Origin of the sequence: Pseudomonas sp. A25(2017) (genome assembly GCF_002001065.1) — a bacterium.
Taxonomy (GTDB): Bacteria; Pseudomonadota; Gammaproteobacteria; order Pseudomonadales; family Pseudomonadaceae; genus Aquipseudomonas; species Aquipseudomonas kilonensis.
In genome coordinates this window covers 1-17,764 of the sequence record NZ_MUOA01000112.1, presented here as the reverse complement: position 1 = coordinate 17,764, position 17,764 = coordinate 1, and the positions used below count along the sequence as shown (strand labels likewise).

Annotated in this window: 19 protein-coding genes; 9 read left to right on the top strand and 10 right to left on the bottom strand. The window is 60.8% G+C overall.

Annotated elements, in window-relative coordinates; all coding sequences use genetic code 11:
• Positions 1 to 190: 190 nt before the first annotated feature.
• The 3 genes from B0E42_RS26375 to B0E42_RS26365 form a co-directional block, all read right to left on the bottom strand.
• Positions 191 to 526, bottom strand: coding sequence for a DUF6124 family protein (locus tag B0E42_RS26375; protein ID WP_053189313.1), 336 nt, complete (start codon positions 524 to 526; stop codon positions 191 to 193).
• 545 nt (positions 527 to 1,071) lie between these two features.
• Positions 1,072 to 1,452 carry a RidA family protein gene (locus tag B0E42_RS26370; protein ID WP_053177738.1) on the bottom strand — a complete coding sequence of 127 codons (381 nt, stop codon included), beginning with the start codon at positions 1,450 to 1,452 and terminating at the stop codon, positions 1,072 to 1,074.
• Positions 1,453 to 1,585: 133 nt separating this feature from the next.
• On the bottom strand, positions 1,586 to 2,389 hold the full coding sequence (locus tag B0E42_RS26365; protein ID WP_077508392.1) for an MBL fold metallo-hydrolase: 804 nt from the start codon (positions 2,387 to 2,389) through the stop codon (positions 1,586 to 1,588).
• 91 nt (positions 2,390 to 2,480) lie between these two features.
• On the opposite strand from B0E42_RS26365, the gene B0E42_RS26360 reads away from it, so the two are divergent.
• Positions 2,481 to 3,449, top strand: a complete 969-nt coding sequence (locus B0E42_RS26360; RefSeq protein WP_053177893.1) for a GlxA family transcriptional regulator — start codon at positions 2,481 to 2,483, stop codon at positions 3,447 to 3,449.
• 6 nt (positions 3,450 to 3,455) lie between these two features.
• Here B0E42_RS26360 and kefC read toward each other — a convergent pair whose 3' ends face one another.
• The 4 genes from kefC to B0E42_RS26340 all read right to left on the bottom strand — a co-directional run bounded on the left by kefC (position 3,456) and on the right by B0E42_RS26340 (position 8,037).
• Positions 3,456 to 5,282 (bottom strand): glutathione-regulated potassium-efflux system protein KefC, encoded by a 1,827-nt coding sequence (gene kefC, locus B0E42_RS26355; RefSeq protein WP_053177734.1) that lies wholly within the window; start codon positions 5,280 to 5,282, stop codon positions 3,456 to 3,458.
• Position 5,283: 1 nt separating this feature from the next.
• Positions 5,284 to 5,805, bottom strand: coding sequence for a glutathione-regulated potassium-efflux system oxidoreductase KefF (gene kefF, locus B0E42_RS26350; protein ID WP_077508390.1), 522 nt, complete (start codon positions 5,803 to 5,805; stop codon positions 5,284 to 5,286).
• Between the two features lie 178 nt (positions 5,806 to 5,983).
• Complete coding sequence (locus B0E42_RS26345) at positions 5,984 to 7,330, bottom strand: ATP-binding protein (protein ID WP_053189305.1); 1,347 nt, start codon at positions 7,328 to 7,330, stop codon at positions 5,984 to 5,986.
• Entirely contained in the window at positions 7,327 to 8,037 is a 711-nt protein-coding gene (locus B0E42_RS26340) for a response regulator (protein ID WP_077508394.1), read from the bottom strand. The genes B0E42_RS26345 and B0E42_RS26340 overlap by 4 nt, the downstream gene beginning before the upstream one ends.
• A 379-nt stretch (positions 8,038 to 8,416) precedes the next feature.
• Between B0E42_RS26340 and B0E42_RS26330 the strand changes: the two genes are divergently transcribed.
• From B0E42_RS26330 to B0E42_RS26315, 4 genes are all read left to right on the top strand, one after another.
• A complete protein-coding gene (locus tag B0E42_RS26330; RefSeq protein WP_077508386.1) occupies positions 8,417 to 9,205 on the top strand; it encodes a VacJ family lipoprotein in 789 nt (262 codons plus the stop codon).
• Complete coding sequence (locus B0E42_RS26325; RefSeq protein ID WP_018611618.1) at positions 9,198 to 9,434, top strand: hypothetical protein; 237 nt, start codon at positions 9,198 to 9,200, stop codon at positions 9,432 to 9,434. Before B0E42_RS26330 ends, B0E42_RS26325 begins: the two co-directional genes overlap by 8 nt.
• A gap of 154 nt (positions 9,435 to 9,588) precedes the next feature.
• Entirely contained in the window at positions 9,589 to 10,890 is a 1,302-nt protein-coding gene (locus B0E42_RS26320; protein ID WP_024617408.1) for an Nramp family divalent metal transporter, read from the top strand.
• 69 nt (positions 10,891 to 10,959) lie between these two features.
• Positions 10,960 to 11,439 (top strand): VOC family protein, encoded by a 480-nt coding sequence (locus tag B0E42_RS26315; protein ID WP_053189301.1) that lies wholly within the window; start codon positions 10,960 to 10,962, stop codon positions 11,437 to 11,439.
• Positions 11,440 to 11,522: 83 nt separating this feature from the next.
• Here the strand turns inward: B0E42_RS26315 and B0E42_RS26310 are convergent, their stop codons facing one another.
• On the bottom strand, positions 11,523 to 11,924 hold the full coding sequence (locus tag B0E42_RS26310; protein ID WP_018611621.1) for a RidA family protein: 402 nt from the start codon (positions 11,922 to 11,924) through the stop codon (positions 11,523 to 11,525).
• Between the two features lie 132 nt (positions 11,925 to 12,056).
• On the opposite strand from B0E42_RS26310, the gene B0E42_RS26305 reads away from it, so the two are divergent.
• The 4 genes from B0E42_RS26305 to B0E42_RS26290 all read left to right on the top strand — a co-directional run bounded on the left by B0E42_RS26305 (position 12,057) and on the right by B0E42_RS26290 (position 14,852).
• Positions 12,057 to 12,986, top strand: coding sequence for a LysR family transcriptional regulator (locus tag B0E42_RS26305; protein ID WP_077508383.1), 930 nt, complete (start codon positions 12,057 to 12,059; stop codon positions 12,984 to 12,986).
• Positions 12,983 to 13,720 (top strand): CPBP family intramembrane glutamic endopeptidase, encoded by a 738-nt coding sequence (locus B0E42_RS26300; protein WP_053177721.1) that lies wholly within the window; start codon positions 12,983 to 12,985, stop codon positions 13,718 to 13,720. The genes B0E42_RS26305 and B0E42_RS26300 overlap by 4 nt, the downstream gene beginning before the upstream one ends.
• 96 nt (positions 13,721 to 13,816) lie before the next feature.
• Positions 13,817 to 14,221, top strand: coding sequence for a hypothetical protein (locus tag B0E42_RS26295; protein ID WP_077508380.1), 405 nt, complete (start codon positions 13,817 to 13,819; stop codon positions 14,219 to 14,221).
• A gap of 238 nt (positions 14,222 to 14,459) precedes the next feature.
• Entirely contained in the window at positions 14,460 to 14,852 is a 393-nt protein-coding gene (locus B0E42_RS26290; RefSeq protein WP_077508377.1) for a GFA family protein, read from the top strand.
• Between the two features lie 5 nt (positions 14,853 to 14,857).
• Here the strand turns inward: B0E42_RS26290 and B0E42_RS26285 are convergent, their stop codons facing one another.
• Positions 14,858 to 16,306, bottom strand: coding sequence for an aldehyde dehydrogenase family protein (locus B0E42_RS26285; protein WP_077508375.1), 1,449 nt, complete (start codon positions 16,304 to 16,306; stop codon positions 14,858 to 14,860).
• A gap of 204 nt (positions 16,307 to 16,510) precedes the next feature.
• Positions 16,511 to 17,692: an FAD-binding oxidoreductase gene (locus B0E42_RS26280; protein ID WP_077508372.1), complete on the bottom strand. Its 1,182-nt coding sequence runs from the start codon at positions 17,690 to 17,692 to the stop codon at positions 16,511 to 16,513.
• Positions 17,693 to 17,764: the final 72 nt, after the last annotated feature.

The window sequence follows — 17,764 nt, the reverse complement described above, 5'->3', positions numbered from 1 at the left end:
TCCCGTGACGCTCTGCGTCACATCCCAGAAGCGGAACGCGGAGCGTCCCTGGCGGCATTCCCACGCTTCGCGTGGGAATGCCGCCAGGGACGCTCCGCGTTCCGCTTCTGGGATGTGACGCAGAGCGTCACGGGATGCATTCCCACGCAGAGCGTGGGAACGATCAAATACAGGCCTTTTGTGATGAGGGCTAGCGTGCTTCGACGTTATCCAGCGCGCGGTTCGCCAGCAATGCGCCCAGCTCGATCAGTTGCTGGATACCCAGGATAATGTGGCGCCTGGGACCTTCCTGGTCGAACGCCAGGTCACTGACCATGGCATTGGCCGAGGCCAGGGTTTCGCTGAGGTTGGCGAGCAGGGTTTCGGTGTCGACGCCATGGGCGACGGTGAAGAGCTGGCCTGGATCGGCCTCGGGTTTGTTGGGTTTGGGCTTGAGGTAGTGATCGAGGATGCGGTCGGCGGCTTTGTCGAACGCTTTTGAGTTGGCTGGATCGGTGTCCGGTGGGTTGGGTGTTGGTTTGAACATGGTTGAATCTCCAAATCGAAAAATGGAGCCATCACTCTCGCTACCAAACGAAGGGTGGCGGCCATACGCGGGTTGGTAGACCGGTGACTTGGAGAACCGGCGCGTCCGAAGACGCCCTGCGCATGACCGCCATAAAACAGTTCCGAAATGGACTGTATGACAAGGGCTATGCGACAAGTCAAAAGCCGGGCTACCAAACCCGATCGCTGATTCAATCAGCGACCCGGAAACGATAGAGCCCTGGCCCAAGGCGCACAAGCCGGCGGATTCTGGCGCAGTTGTAGGCAACGGCGCAAGACAACGTAGCCCGATCCCGAATGCTCCTACATCTGGATAAACACAAGCCTGTTTGCACTGGAAATAGGGTTAAGAACACACCTTGTGGCGAGGGGATTTATCCCCGCTGGGCTGCGAAGCAGCCCCAAAAAAGGCAGGTAGTGATCAAGCTGACACACCGAGTTGGCAGACATTGGGACTGCTGCGCAGTCCAGCGGGGATAAATCCCCTCGCCACAAAGGAGTCGTACCTGTTGGAGCTTGGTCAGTTCAACCCTTCGCCGCCATCGCCGTCACTTCCACTTTCATCCCTTCAACCGCCAGCGCCGCCACGCCCACGGCGGCGCGAACCGGCCAAGGCTTGGCGAAGAAACGTTTGTAGACCTCGTTGAAAGCGGCGCGGTCAGCCATGTCGGTCAGGTAGATGGTCAGGTGCAGGACCCGGTCCATGGAGCTGCCGGCGCCTTCCAGGGCGGTCTTGAGGGCTTGCAGCGTGCATTCGCTCTGCAGCGTGATGTCGCCCAGTTCCAGGCTGCCGTCGGCGTGGGTGGGGATTTGTGTGGAAACCAGCAGGCCGCCGAAACCGGCGACGTCGGAGGAAATGGAGTCCTCATCCGAATCTGGAATAAACGTGATATCTGGGTTGCTCATGCAAAGCCTCATGCTGGAAAAGAAAAAGGACCGCCGCAGTTTACCGTCCATTGCTGCGGCGTTCCTGCATTCCTTTGGGAGCGCGCTTGCTCAGGATGGCGTCGAGCAGCCAGGGCTTGCCCTGGCTCGGGCGTCATGCTCGGGCTGGCCGAGGAATGCTCGCCTGGAAGACCAACGTCTCGCCATCCTCCGGTATCAACAACCGGTCTGCGACACCGGCCTTCACGGCGGCTGCGGCAAGAGCTTTGCGTGTCGTCGGGCAGTGGCTGATCGCTTCCAGGTGATTGGCCACCACGGTCCCGCGAGCCAAACGGGTGAATTCCAGCGTCTCGTCGATGCCCATGATGATGTCGCCGCCGAGATCGAACCGTGCCCCGCCTGCCGGAACCACGCTGACCTGTGGCTGGTGTCGCAAGACGAATTCGCACACGGTGGGGGTGAGCACGGTATCGCCGGTGAGGTAGACGCTCGGTTCGCCGGGCAGCTCGATCAGGTAGCCGACGCCGTGCTCCATCAACTTGCCCACCAGGCCCAGCCCGTGGGTGCACCGGACGGTGCGAATAGTGCCGCCCAGGAATGGGGTGGGTTGGTCATGGGCCTGGGCGAGCGCCTGGACATTCAAGCCACGCTTGTTGAGATAGGGCGCGTCATGGGGCGTGCAGATGACCGGGATCTGTTTTTCCCTCAGCCAGCGCTTGGCCGCGCGGTCCAGATGGTCGAAATGGCCTTTCTGGCAGTGGGTGATCAAGCAATGGGTGACGGTCTCGAGGGCCTGCGCTGTCGAGGCCGGAAGCGCCACCAGCGGATTGCGTTGCGTGGCGCCAAACAGGCGAAGCGGCGGCAGCGTGCCCTGGCCAGCCAGCATCGGGTCGACGAGCACGCGATACGGGCCGAATTCAAGAATGAGCGTGGCGTTACGGATCTGCTGGATGTTCATGAGGCGTTCCTGTTGAGCGAGCGCTTCATGGTGCCGACTCGGTCCGGTGTGCATAATGGCCGGATCTGACATCTTTGATTCGTTTCAGGCCATGACCAACAAACTTCGCATCGGTTTGCTCCTGTTTCCCGGCTGCATGCCCGCCGGCCTGTTCGCGTTCGCCGATCTGCTGCATGCCGCCAACCGCAGAAGAGGGCGGGCGCTGTTCGAGGCCCGCTACATCGCGTTGCAGGCCGGGCCGGTGGTGTGTGCCCATGGCGTGACCCTGCAGGCGGAAGCGGCGTTGGGCAGCGCCGGGCTGGACGCCGTCCTGGTTCCCGGTTTCTGGGCCGAGTCGGCCGAGCAGGTGAATGCGCTGCTGGCTGAACAGACAGCCCTCGTGAGCGCGCTGTCCAAGCATGCCCGATCGCTTCAGCTCTGGTCCTATTGCACCGGTGTCTGCCTGCTGGCCGCCGCCGGCCGATTGGACGGGCAGGGCGCGACGGTGACCTGGTGGCTGGCGCAGGCGATGCAGCAGCAGTATCGAAAAGTCCATTGGCAAAGCGAGCAGAACTGCGTGTTCAACGAGCGCACGGCGACCGCGTCTGGGGTGAACGGCTACCTGCCCATCGCCGAAAAACTCATCGAACGCAGCGTCAGCAGCGACGTACTGCGCGATATCACGCGGCTCATGGTGCTGCCGCGCCCGGCCATTCCCCATGCGGCGTTCCAGGGCACCGCGCTGATCGAGCAACCCAGCGGCTGGTTGCGGCAGTTGCATGGGTTGATCGAACAGATGCCGGCCGAGCGGGTCACTGTGCAGGCACTGGCCAGCCAGTTGGCGGTGTCCGAGCGCACCTTGGCGCGCAAGGTCAGCCGTGAAACGGGTCAGACCGTCGCGGCCTACGCCCGGCGCATCAAGTTGAACCAGGTCAGCGAACGCCTGACGTTGACGACGCTGCCCCTCGCCAGCATCGGCGCCGAGCTGGGTTTCAGCAGCAGCTCCAACTTGCAGCGCATGTTCAAGGCGCTGACCGGGCTGACGCCGGTGGCGTACCGGCGCAAGTTCGGGCGTGTGTGACGCGGGTCAACTCGGCGTCTTGTCGGTTTCATTGCGATGGTGTTCCTGCCAGTTGTCGACGGGGCGGGCACGGTCTTCGTTGAACATGTCCGTGAGCAGCGCATTGGCGCGCCGGTAGGCATCGTGGCGGAACTTGAGGTCATCTTCCGGCTGGGCGACGATTTCCTCCAGCATCTTGAGATTCAGCCGTCGGAACTGGTCTGCCCGCTCGCGCGCTTCGTAAGCCCCCACGCCCATGTGCTCCAGCGCACTGCGACCCAATGACAGCGCACTCTCGAAGGTTTCCCGCTCAGCCGCCTCCACGCCCATCTGTCGAAGGGTGATCAGGTGTCCCATGTCCCGCGCCCGCACGATCAACTGCAACGCGGGGAAGTGCTCTTGGGCCAGCCGGGTCAGCGTCAGGTTGTCTTCCCGATCGTCGATCGCATTGATCAGCACCACCGCTTGGGCCGCGCCGGCTGCGTGCAGCAGATCGAGGCGCGTGGCATCGCCATAAAAGACTTTCACGCCGAATTTGCGCAGCGTCTCGATGTTGTCAGGGTCGTGATCCAATACCACCACCTCGACGCCGCAAGACATCAACAGCCGTCCGGCGATCTGCCCGAAACGCCCGAACCCGGCGATGATCACCCGTGGATTCTGCTGGTCGACGAGGTCGGATTCGCGTTTGTTTTTCTTGGCGACGGACTCGAACCGATCCAGCAACACGATCAGCAAAGGCGTCAGGCACATGGACAAGGCCACCGCCAGGGTCAGGCTCTTGCCCCATTGATCGGTCAAGATGCCGGCCACGGTCGCCGCACCAAATACCACGAAGGCGAATTCGCTGCCCTGGCCCAGCAACACCGCCTGCCAGGAGCGCTGGCCGGCGGGGACGTTGAGGAACCGGCCCGCCATCTTGATCACCAGCAGCTTGATCAGGATGAAACCCAGGGTCAGGGTGACGACTTTCAGCGGTGCGTTGATCAGGGTGCCGAAATCGATCGACATGCCGACACCGATGAAGAACAGACCCAACAGCAGGCCTTTGAACGGTTCAATGTCGCTTTCCAGGGCATGGCGGTATTCAGAGCTGGCGAGCAGCACCCCGGCGAGGAACGCGCCCATGGCCATCGACAACCCGGCCTCTTCCAGCAGAAAGCCGAAGCCGAACACCAGGAAAAGTGCGACGGCACTGAAAATCTCGCGCAAGCCTGAGCGTGCCGCGAAGCGCAGCAGCGGTCGCGTCACGTAGCGTCCCAACAGCACGACGATGGCGATGGCGGCGACGATTTTGCCAATCGATAGCAACAGCGCCGTGCCCGAAGGCGTGTCGCCGTGGGACGACAACAACGGAATCATCGCCACCAGCGGAATCGCCGCGATGTCCTGGAACAGCAACACGGCAAAGCTGCTGCGGCCGACGGCGGTGGCGGTCAGGTTGCGTTCGCTCATGGCCTGCATGGCGATGGCCGTGGAGGACAGGCTCAGGGTCAGGCCGACCAGCAGCGCTGCCGTCCAGTTCAGGCCAAGGGCCGTGCAGAACAAGCCAATGGCAGCGCCACAGGCGAGCATCTGCAGGGCGCCACCACCGAACACCATCTTGCGCAGGGCCCAGAGCCGTTTGGGGTCGAGTTCAAGGCCGATGATGAACAGCATCAGCACCACGCCGATTTCAGCGAATTCCAGAATGGCCTTTACGTCGGTAATCAGCTTCAGCCCCCATGGGCCGATGATGCACCCGGCCAGCAGGTAACCCAATACCGGACCCAGGCCAAACCGAACGGCAATCGGTACGATCAGCGTCGCCGAGGCCAGGTAGATCAGCATTTCAATCAGGCTGTGCGTCTCCATTTCAATCTTCCTTCCAGGCGGCCAGACGAGCGCCATAGTGTTCGATTTGTGCGTGTTGGGCCTCAGGGTCGGCGGCATAGGCGCCATGCACGACCACCGGCTCCAGCCAGCGCATGCCGCAGTAAATGGCCGTGGCGTGGAGAGGTTGGGCCAGCGCCGCAAAATCGGGGTAGTCGGCGATCGCAAAATGCGCCTGATCGCCGCCCGTGGTGACGGCCCACAGCAGGCGCTTGTCCTTGAGGGCTGTGGCACCTTTACCGTAGGCCCAGCCGTGGGTGAACACCTTATCGATCCACAATTTCAGCAGGGGCGGTGTGCTGTACCAGTACATCGGGTGCTGGAGGACGACAAGTTCTGCTTGTTCCACCGCTCGCTGTTCCGTCTCGACGTCGATATCGAAGTTGGGGTAAAGCGCGTAGAGCGAACGTATGACCACGTCCGGGTTGTTCGACACTCGCTTGAGCATCTGCTGGTTGACCCGCGATTTATCGGGGTAGGGGTGTGCATAAATGATAAGAATCATCGGTGAATTCCTTGGTTTGGCTCCGTCGATTCTTGTTTTTCGTGAGCGCGAGCGGTGGCTTGGAGCGGGGCGATACAAACAAGAGCGCCTTCCTGGGGGCAGGGTCCAGGTTGCAAAGGCCGGACATCCTACCGAGGAAGGCGCTGATTGTTTAGAGCTGATCGATACCATCGAGGCTTCAGTCAAGCGGCAGCGAGACCCTGGCCTCCAACCCGCCAGCCCGTCGATTCCTCAGGGTCAGCGTCCCGCCATGCTCCAGCACCGTCGCCCGGGCCGCCGACAGGCCCAGCCCGACGCCGCCGGTGTGCTTGTTGCGCGAGCCTTCGATGCGAAAGAACGGCGTGAAGACCTGCTCAAGGTGTTGGGCGGCGATGCCGGGTCCGCGATCCAGAATGCAAATGTCCACACGATTGGCGTCGGCCTCGAGTCGAACAGTCGGTGCGCCGCCATATTTGATTGCGTTGTCGATCAGGTTGACCAAGGCGCGTTTGATGCCGATGGGACGGCCGACATACACGAAGCGCTGGGCACCTTCAAACGCGACCTCGGTGCCGGCGTCCTTGAGGTCATCGACGATGGTGTGCAGCAACTCGGCCAGGTCGAACGCGGTGGCATGTTCCAGCCGGGCATCGTCGCGGAAGAATTCCAGGGCTGAATTGACCATCGCCTGCATCTCGTCCACGTCCCTGAACAAGCGCGATTGTTGCTCGGCATCCTCGATGAACTCCCCGCGCAGGCGCATGCGGGTCAACGGCGCGCGCAAGTCATGGGAGATGGCGGCGAGCATCTGCGTGCGGTCCTGTAGAAAATGCTTGAGCTGGGCCTGCATGGCATTGAAAGCGAGGATCGCCTGGCGGATTTCATGGGGGCCGATGACCGGAATCGGTGGCGCCTGGTGGTCGACGCCGAAGCGCCGGGCGCCTTCGGCAAAACGTTCCAGCGGGGCGGCCAGGTGCCGGGTGGCGATCAGCGCGACGATCAACGTCGAGAGCAGGATCAGGGCGATGATGATCCCGTTGCGCGCCCATTCCTCCAGCCCCCAACTGCGCGAGGGCACAGAGAAGATCACCCACGAATGGTCGGCTAACTCGATGATCACCGCGTAGCGTGCGTCGGGTTGATCGGCCGGCCAGTCGCCCGGTTCGTAGGCTTCGATCCTGGCGTCCGGCCGGCTCAATTGCTGGCGCAGCAACACCGAGCCCTCAATGAACTCCGGGTCGTCGATCACTGGCAACCGCGCCTCTTCACGTCGCTGTAACCATTGTGCGTTGAATGCCTGGTCGCTGGCGGCCTTGGCAATCGCGGGGCGTTGTTCGGGGGCGACGGAGTCAATGATGCGGGTGATGGCGGTGGCCTTTTCCATCAGGCCGGTTTCCATCAGGGGAGGGCGCGCCCAGGCACCGGCCAGCAGGCTGAACAGCTCATTGAGGGCCAACAAGGTCAGCATGGCGATCATGGTGGTCAGGGCGATCCAGCGCGCTACGGTGTCCCGTGGGCGCTGAGCGCGCGAGCGCGAGGGTTTCATCGCTTCACCACGTGGGGGCTGAACAGGTAGCCGCTGTTGCGCACGGTACGGATCATCGACGTACCCGTGATGTCGGTCTCCAACTTGCGCCGCAGGCGGCTGACCTGGACATCGATGCTGCGGTCAAATGCCTCGAAGGTTTCACCGCGCGCCAGGTCCAGCAACTGCTGGCGGGTCAGCACCCGGCGCGAGTGTTCGGCGAACACCAGCAGCAATTCGAACTCTCCGGTCGACAGCGGGATCATGACTTTGTCCGGTGAGCGCAGTTCGCGACGGGTGACGTCCAGTTGCCAGTTCTCGAACTCCAGGATCGGTCGGGAGGAGTCCTTCAGCGTGTCCCTGGTTTCACCGGTGCGCCGCAGCACGGCACGCACCCGGGCCAACAGCTCCCGGGCGTCGAACGGCTTGGTCAGGTAATCGTCCGCCCCCAGCTCCAGGCCGACGACGCGGTCACTCAATTCGCCCATGGCGGTGAGCATGATGATGCCGACCGTGTGCTCGGCCCGCAGCCGTTGGCAGAGCACCAGGCCGTTGTCGCCCGGCAGCATGACGTCGAGGATGATCAGGTCCGGCACCCGCTGCTGCACCGCCTGCCACAACGCGTTGCCGTCGGCGGCCACATCCACGCTGTAGCCATGTTGTTCGAGGAACTTGCGCAAGAGGGCGAGGACTTCGAGGTCATCGTCCACCAGTAGTAAATGGCTCACGGTGGGCACGCAGGGTAATGAATACAGGGGGAATACTAGGGTCAATCCAGGGCCTGCGTCATATATTTCAATCCGGCAATAAAGTTGCCGGCGGGCAATATTCTGGAAATCTGCGGGCAAAAAAACGGCGGCAGGATGGCCCTCGATGTCAGTCAGTTAAAAACGAGTCAGCCCTGCACAAAACCTGTGGCGAGGGGATTTCTGTGGGAGCAAAGCTTGCTCGCGAAACAGGCGCCTCGATATTTGAAAGTCCGCGTCGCCTGCATCGCGGGCAAGCCTTGCTCCCACAGTAAGCGTCCTCCTCTTCACAAGAGCTGTGTCCGGCACCGTTTCTTTAGCTGATCGGTATCGCCTCCATTCCTCGCCGAGATCACCCTGTATGCCGATCACCCAGCCCGCTCCGTTGTTTGTTCGATCCACCGTCGTGGTAGTACTGGCGGCACTCGCCAGCGGTTGCTCCAGCACACCGGCAGCAACGCCGGGGTCGTGTGAAAGCGCGACCTATACCGTTCATGATCCCGCAGAACCGGTCAACCGCGGCATCTTCGCCTTCAACCGAACCGTGGATGACTACGCGCTGGCCCCCGTTGCCCGTGGTTACCTCAAGCTGCCGGAGATGTTCCAGGCCGGCGTCCACAACTTCGTGGCGAACTTCGGCGAGCCCAAGGTGTTCATCAACGACCTGCTGCAAGGCAACGCACAACGCTCGGTCAACACACTGGGGCGGTTCGTCATCAACACCACCGCGGGCATCGTCGGGCTGATCGACGTGTCGGGCAAGCTGGGCATCGAGCGTCACGAGGCCGATTTCGGCCAGACCTTCGGCGTCTGGAATGTCGCCCCCGGGCCCATCGTGGAACTGCCACTGCTGGGCAGCGCCAACCTGCGGGACGCGACGGGCAAAGTGCTGAGTTTTGCCGTCGATCCGTTCGGCGACAACAGCAGCACCGTCGACACCCTGGGTACGATCAACACCGTCGGCGGCGTTGTCGATGGCCGCGCCGAGGCATTGCCACTGACCGACCAGTTGCAGACCCAAGCGGATTACTACGCGGCGCTACGCGATGCAACGGCGCAGCAGCGTGCCGATTTTGTCGCGCAAGGGAAGTTGGGGGCGGTGGTGCAGGAAGACCCGCAATGCCAGGACGGAGCCGCTGCTGATGAGTAGCGAGGTGTTGGTCCTGCATCGGCGAATGCGCGCGCTCGATCCGGATGTGCTGCATTGCCGTGAGGTTGAACTGCGTTTGGCCGAGGATGGCCGCCACGTGCTGCTCAACCGTTATGTCGAGTTGTATCGCCATGAACAGGTCAGTTGGTGCGCCATCCAACAGCATCGGGTGCCGTTGGCGCGGATGGTGCGCTGGCTGGTCGATAACGGCGAGCAGGTGAGGGATTAGTGGCAATTTGCTCCTGAATACAGCGGTATCTCGGGAGCGGACACCCTTGAAACATTTTTACATAATTACGCATTAATTATGGTTGTACGACGTCGTATCTAATATGTTCGACTGTGGCCGTTTCTCACAAAAAAAATAAACGGAGATTCCATCCATGACGAGCATTCCTTCCGCTGAAGGCCAGGCTGCGGCGTCCACGCAAGGCCGTTTCGTACGCCTGCTCAAGCTTCTCGGTCCCGGCATCATCGCAGTCCTTTCCTGGCTGGGTGCCGGCGACTTGATCACTTCATCCGTGGCCGGCGCGAATTATGGCTACGCGATGATGTGGGTGCTGGCGGTATCTCTGCTGCTGCGTTACCTGATCGTCAACATCATCGCGCGCTTCCAGCTTTGCAATAACCAGGGCATGACCATCCTGCAAGGTTATGCCCAGCTCAATCCGTTTTTCGCCTGGTTCCTGCTGGTGTATGCGTTGCTCATGGGGCACCTGATGAATGCCTACATGATCAAGGGGGCTGGCGAAGCCCTGGCCATGTTGCTCAAGGTCGACTATCCATTGCTGTGTTCGGTGGCAGTGGTGTTGGCGGTGTGGATGCTCGTCGGGCGCAATATCTATTCAATGATCGAAGGCGTGATGAAAGGGCTGCTGGCGATCATGACGCTGGCGTTCCTGGCCCTGGCGGTGATGTCCGGCCCGGATGTCGCCGGCATCGTCAGAGGCACCATCGGCTTCAGTATCCCGCCCGATGAAGGGGTGCATGGCGCGCTGCTGGTGGCCGTCTCGGTGATCGGTGCGGTAGCCGGTTCCATCGCCAACTTCGTTCATCCGTATGTCATGCGCCAGAAGGGCTGGGTGGGGCCAGAACACAAGCGTATCCAGCGTAACGACCTGCTGTTTGCGGTGTTTGTCGGGATCATCATCAACCTGGCCATCTGGATCGTCGGTGCGGAAATCCTGCGACCCAACGGTATCGAGGTCAAAACCCTGGGCGATTTGGGCAAGGCCCTGGAAATATTCTTCGGTTCGATCGGTTGGTACGTGTTCTTCATCGGTGTGTTCGCCACGCTGTTCGCCAGCATCTCCGGCAAGACCACGGCGTTCCCGATGCTCATCACCGACGCCTTCCAGCATGTACGGCCCGGGCGCCGGGAGCGTTACGGCAAAGAGTTCCACCGTGACCCGATGCACAAATGGTTCATGCTGTTCATTCTCGTGACGCCATTGATTTGGTCGCTCCCGGGCATGCCGGACTTCGTCACGCTGACCATCGGCGTCAATGCGCTGAACATCATCGGCTTGCCGGTGATTTCCCTGGGCCTGCTGATCATGTCCAACCAGAAGTCCCTGCTGGGCAAGGAATACCGCAACAACCTGTTCGAAAACATCGCACTGATGTTTGCCACAGGCCTGGCGTTGTGGGTTGCGTTCCAGTTGGGGGTTGATCTGTTTACCTGAGGGCCGGCCATCTGCAACGTTCGGGGGGGCTGCTAGACTTTATCGTCCAGTCCCTTTCGGAGAACCGGAATGAATAATAAAAACAGGATCTGCCTCTGGTACGACGGCAACGCCCAGGCAGCGGCAGAATTCTACGCAAAAACCTTTCCCGACAGTGCGGTGAACGCCCTTTATCATGCCCCGAGCGATTATCCGTCGGGCAAGGAGGGCGATGTGATTACGGTGGATTTCACGGTGATCGGCATCCCTTGCATCGGCCTCAACGGCGGGCCGGTGTTCAAGCACAACGAGGCCTTTTCATTCCAGATTACAACTGAAGACCAGGCCGAAACGGACCGCTTGTGGAACGCGATCATCGACAACGACGGCCAGGCGAGCGCCTGCGGCTGGTGCAAGGACAAGTGGGGCTTGTCATGGCAGATCAGCCCTCGTGTGTTGCTTGAAGCGATCGCCAGTCCCGACAAAGCCGCCGCCAAGCGTGCCTTCGAGGCCATGATGACAATGACCAAGATCGACATTGCCGCGATTGAAGCGGCGGTGAAAGGCTAGCCGGCGAATCATCACCATCATTTTCTTGTGGGAGCGAGCCTGCTCGCGATGACGGCGGCACAGCCAACACCATGCAAGCTGACCTACAGGGTGGCCTCAGGCACCCTGGCAATCACCTTGATCTCAAACTGAAAACCATACAGCCACGTCACCCCCACCGCCGTCAGTGTCGGATGCGGCGCGTTGCCCCAGAACTCGGGCACAACGCTCCAGACCCGTTCGAAGATCGATTCGGGATCGACCATGAACACCGTGACGTCCACCACATCATCAAAGCTGCAACCGGCCGCGGCGAGTATCGCCTTCAGGTTGTTGAATGCCAGCCGAACCTGAGCTTCCAGGTCGGGCTCCGGCGAACCGTTTTCGGTGCTACCAACCTGTCCCGAGACGAACAGAAAACCATTGGAGCGAATCGCCGGCGAATAGCGATTGCGCTCATAAAGTGCCTGGCGTCCGGGCGGGAAAACCACATCGCGCTGTGTCATCAATACCTCCATCAAAGAGTGGGTTCCAAACGATGAACTCACTCTAGGGGCTTGTGTCCAGGCGATAAACGAGCAACCTTGGCGATCACTGTTTGTAAAATCCAAACAATCGGATCGATACCCGAGGCACAAATGGATCGTTTTGATGCGATGCAAGCGTTCGTTCGAGTCGTGGAGGCGGGCAGCTTCACCAAGGCGGCTGAAACCCTGCACATGAGCAAGACCACCGTGACCCAACTGGTGCAGCAGCTCGAAGCACGGTTGCGGGTCAAACTGCTCAACCGCACCACGCGCAAGGTCAACGTCACCGCCGACGGCGCGGCTTATTACGAGCGGGTGATCCGGCTGCTGGCCGACATGGACGATGCCGAGACCAGCGTGTCCGGTGCCCAGGCGTTACCTCGCGGGCGCCTGCGGGTGGACGTGCCGAGTCCGCTGGCGACAATGATCCTGATACCAGCCTTGCCGGCGTTCTACGCGCGATACCCGGACATCCAGATCGACATGGGCGTCAGTGATCGCATCGTCGACATGCTCGATGAAAACGTCGATTGCGTGGTGCGCGGCGGTGAGTTGAGGGATCAGTCGCTGGTCGCCCGACGCGTCGGCGATCTTGCCCTCGGCGTTTTCGCCGCGCCGAGTTACCTGGCACGGTTTGGCCTGCCCGCGCACCCGCGCGAACTGGAGGATTCGCACCATCGCACCGTGGGTTTCCTGTGGGCACGCACCGGCAAATCCTTACCCTACGCCATGCGCCGTGACGGTGAGCTGCTTCACGTCAAAGGACGCTACGCACTGGCCATCGACGACGGCAACGCCTACCTCGCGGCCGGTTTGGCAGGGTTGGGAGTGCTCTGGCTGCCCAGGTACATGTCCAGGCCTCATGAAGCGCAGGGCGCGTTGGTGCCGCTGTTCGAAGACTGGCACCTCGAGCCGATGCCGCTGTATGTGGCCTATCCCCCGAACCGGCACATCAGCGCCAAGTTGCGGGTGTTCATCGACTGGGTCGTGGAACTGATGGCACAGCATGCGCCGGTTGACGCCAAGGGAAGAGCGCAATGATCGCCGAAGGACTCGTTGTTCTGCTGGACTACACCCTGTATCTGCTGCCGGGCCTGGCGCTCTTCGGCCTCTGGTTCGCGTTGACGCCCAAGACCCAGACAGCGTTGCGTATCGTGATTGTGCTATTGGCATTCGTGTTGATGCGCGACGCGATGACGCCCTTGGGCATGTGGTCCCTGAACGGCGATCTGCAGATTGGTTTTCTGGCCAACCCGTTCGTGCTGGTGATGTTGGGTGTTTCGTCGCTGCTGTTGGTCGCGTTGAGCGCGCGCCTGTTGCCGGACTTGTGGCAACTGGTCGTTCTATTCAAAGGCAATCGACTGGCGGGCCTGGCCATGGGCATCGCCGTGGGTTTCCTGATCGGTTTGCCGTTGCGGCTTTATCAAGGGGCTGAAACGGCGATTCCAGGTTATTGGCCCTGGCTACTCGGCATGGCGGTGCTGGCCTATGGCGCCAACGCGCTGGAAGAGGTGCTGTTTCGTGGCTTCTTGCAGGGCTACCTCGAACTGCACGTCAGCGCCCTGCGAGCAGCGCTGATCAGTGCCGTGGCGTTTTCGGCGCTGCATGCTTTTCTCGCCTTGAGCGTTACCCAACTCGGTTGGACGGTTTTGCTTTTTACGCTGATTGAAGGCCTGGCTTGCGGGCTCGTTCGTATGCGCTACGGCGTCGTGGCATCGACCGCTACCCATGGGACGGCGATATTGCTGATTGCGGTGCCGATGGTGGGACACTAGCGTTGCGCTTGAGCGCTTGACCTCTTTCACCTACTCACTTAGTTTGCCGCCGTCATTGGAAGGCAGCGGATTTTTTGCGCTGCGAGAGGAGTATGCATGGACGCGTTGATGATGGAGCTAAAGAAGTTTCTCGAGAGCTTGATTGGTGAAATTTATCTTGGTTTGCTGTTGGTAAGCTTGTTGGTGATTTTAATTGCCATGAAAGTAAAATCCTCTAAAGTCGCTTCGTTGTTTGTATGGGGCTTTAGTATTCCGCTTACCTTTTTTTGTTATGTTGTTTGGATTTATGCAGGTGGGCCTGAAAACCGGAGCTGGTTGCTTTTTATTTTTGAATTGCTGGCATTTTCGCAAATTGGCTGGCTAGGCGGGGCATTGGTGCTTGTCGGGGTGTTGATCAAAGCAAATGTTTTGAAGAAAGTTGGGGTGTGGCTGTCCATTGGCTCGGTTGCTTTTCATGGTGTTTTTATAATTCTTATGTATATCTCTGGATCTGGTTCTTAAAGGTCCCGTGGTGTGATTTGTCTTGGATGTCTGGGTTTTTATGGGCTGTTTGTGCTTTCGCCGGCTTGGACTTATTTGTTATCCAGACCGGGTGTTTATTCGATTCTTAAATAAGAAGTAGCTTGAAACTGGCAAAGCCATCTCCCTGTGGTCGTGTAGCTGCTATGTTCATAACCACTGATAACGGCCCTCTGCGAGGGCACGTGGACGGTTTAAACGTTTGTGGAGGAGACTCACCATGAACCAATTCACCGGCGGATGCCTGTGCGGCAACGTTCGTATCCAAGCCTCGGGGCGTCCGTATCGCGTAGGCCTCTGCCACTGCCTCGACTGTCGCAAGCATCACGGCGCGCTCTTCTACGCTGCCGCCGTGTTTCCCCAGGATGCCGTGACGATCGAAGGTGAAACACGGGACTACGCCGGACGCTTTTTCTGTCCCCGCTGCGGTTCGTCGCTGTTCGCCCGCTCGGGTGACGAAATAGAAGTGCACTTGGGCACGCTGGACGCCCCCGATCAACTGATGCCCACCTACGAAAGCTGGACCGTGCGCCGTGAGGCCTGGCTGCCGGCGTTTCCGTTCACCCGACACTACGAACATGATCGCGAGGGGACGGGGCGGGCTGAGGAGTAGGGCGGTCATTCGAAGCCGACAATCGCCTTGATCTCCAAATACTCCTCAAACCCGTGAACCCCATACTCACGGCCATTGCCCGAACGCTTGTAGCCACCGAACGGTGCCATTGGGTTCCACGCCGGGTAGTTCAACAGCACTTGCCCTGCGCGGATACGCGACGCAACGGCGCGCGCAAGCTCAAGGTCCTGGCCCTGGACGTGCGCGCCCAGCCCATAGACGGTGTCGTTGGCGATGGCGACGGCTTCATCCACCGTGTCATAGGCAATGATGCACAGCACCGGGCCGAAGATTTCTTCCTGGGCGATGCGCATGGCGCTGTCGACCTGCGAGAAAACCGTGGGGCGGGTGTAGAAGCCTTGTTCAAAACCCTCTGGGCGCCCTGGGCCACCGCAGACAAGCTTGGCCCCTTCATTCATGCCCACTTCGATCATGGCTTGCACGCGATTGAACTGGGCCTCGTTGGCGATGGGGCCGAGGATCGTTTCTTCCGATTGTGGAACACCGACGATGATCGCGTTGGCGGTGGCGGCGGCCAACGCCTCGACTTCCGCCAGGCGATTCCTTGGCACGATCATTCGGGTCGGTGCGCTGCACGATTGGCCGACGTTGCGAAATGCCGACATCACGCCCGGCGGCACGGCCTTGGCGAAGTCGGCGTCGGGCAACAGTACATTCGGGGACTTGCCGCCCAACTCTTGGGTAACGCGCTTGACCGTAGGGGCGGCGGCCTGGGCCACCAGTGCGCCCGCGCGGTTCGAGCCGGTGATGGAGATCAGGTCGATGTCGGGATGCGCCGCCATGGCCGCGCCGACCTCGGCACCGCTGCCGTTCACCAGGTTGAAGACGCCGGCAGGCAGGCCTGCGTCATGCACCAATTGCGCGAAGAGAAGGGCGCTCAGGGGCGACAGTTCGCTGGGTTTCAACACCACCGTGCAACCGGCGGCAATCGCCGGGGCGACTTTGGCGGTGATTTGGTACAGCGGCCAGTTCCACGGCGTAATGAGGCCGCAGACGCCGATGGGTTGGCGTTGAATGGCCGTGCCATGCTCAATTTTCTGGAAGGTGTAAGTGGACAGCACATCGCGGGCCACCCGAACGTGTTCGGCGGCCAGCGGCACTTGCATGGCCCGTGCGAAGCCGATGGCCGCGCCCATTTCCAGCGAGAGCGCCTGGGCCAGTTCTTCTTTGCGTTCAAGGATCAGCCCATGGATCTTTCCCAGGATCGCCACGCGCGCTTGCACCGAAGTGGCGGACCAGTCGGGAAATGCTGCGCGAGCCGCCGCGACGGCGCGGTCAACGTCTTCGCCGGACCCTCGGGCGACCTCGGCAATGACTTGCTCGGTAGCGGGATTGACCACGGGCAGCGTGGCCGGGTATGCCGGAGACTGCCAGTCACCATTGATATAAAACTGCTGGGACGTGGGCGGGGTGTTCAAAAAGGGGGTGGTCATCCAACTGGCTCCCATAGAGCGGTGATAGCACTGCCGGCGACAGATCCTGAGGCCGTTTTCTTCTCGATAAACTAACAAAGCGGCCGGGATGGGATATGCCGTTCTCAAGCCTGGCAAAGAAGAATCTGCTGTATCTGCCGGGCTAACTTGGCAAAAAAAATGGCGGCGCCCGTTTAGGGCAAAAAGGGCGTCCAGTCGCTTGTGTCATATGAGTCTGCCGGTGCCAGGCGTGCTCATCCGGGGCATTGTCAGGGCGGTCGGTTCGGTAAACCTGCGAATATCAAAAGGGCTGATCAGGGTGCGGGTGCTGCCGGTGCTGATCAGCTCGGCCATGACGTCGCCGACGCCCGGGCCGAGCTGGAAGCCATGCCCGCAGAACCCAAAGGCATAGAACAATCCCTTGACCTTGCCGCTTGGCCCCATGATCGGCAGCGAGTCTGGCGTATAGCTTTCGATGCCGCTCCACACCCGGATAATGTTGAGATTCGCCACCCCGGGCAGCAGGCGGCTCATCTGCTGCATTTGGTTGAGCAGGCTCTCGGGCTTGAAGTAGGCGCGACGGTTGATCATGTCCGGTTTGCAGCGGTTGCCGCCGCCGATGATGAGGTTGCCTCGGGGGATCTGCCGGAAATAAATCACCTCTTCCTTTATCTTGGTGAACACGCCGATCACGGTCGGCAAGGCATAGGGCACCGGCTCGGTGACCGACATCTGTGGGCCATTGGCTTCCAACGGCACCGCTTCGTCGAATTGTTCGGCCAGCTTCGCCCCCCAGGCGCCTGCCGTGATCAGCAGTTGCTCAGCGATGAATAGCTGGCCGTCGGTGGTGGTCACGTGGAATTGGTCATTCACCTTTTGCACGTCGGCGACTTCCGTTCGCTCGCGGATGCTGGCCCCGGCCCGTGTCGCCGCGCGGGCAAATGCCGGGGCTGCCAGGCGCGGGTTGGCGTGGCCGTCGTGAGGGGCGTACGAGCCGCCCTTGACCTGCGCGCCGAGGAACGGGAAGCGCGCGTGCAACGCCTTGCCGGTGATGATCTGCAAGTCCAGCTCACGGGCTTCGGGGGCGGCGGCGTAGGCTTCAAGCTCGGCGATTTCGTCCTCGCGATAACAGACGCGCATATGGCCGCTGGGGATGAATTCCAGGTCATCGCCAATCAACTCGGGGAGCCGTTTCCACAACCCGTACGAGCGATTTGACAGTTCCAGTTGACCGAGGAATCGCCCTTGGCGGCGCACGTTGCCGAAATTCACCCCACTGGCGTATTGGCCGATCAGGTCGCGTTCCAACAGGGTCACCGAGTGCCCACGCTGGCGCAGGAAAAACGCCGACGCCGACCCCATGATGCCGCCGCCGATAATCAGGACGTCGCTTTTTTGTGCCTTCATGATGTTCCCTCGAAAATCCTCGACAGCGGTTCAATAGCAATACAAGACTTGGCCAAACCCCAACCCCAACCC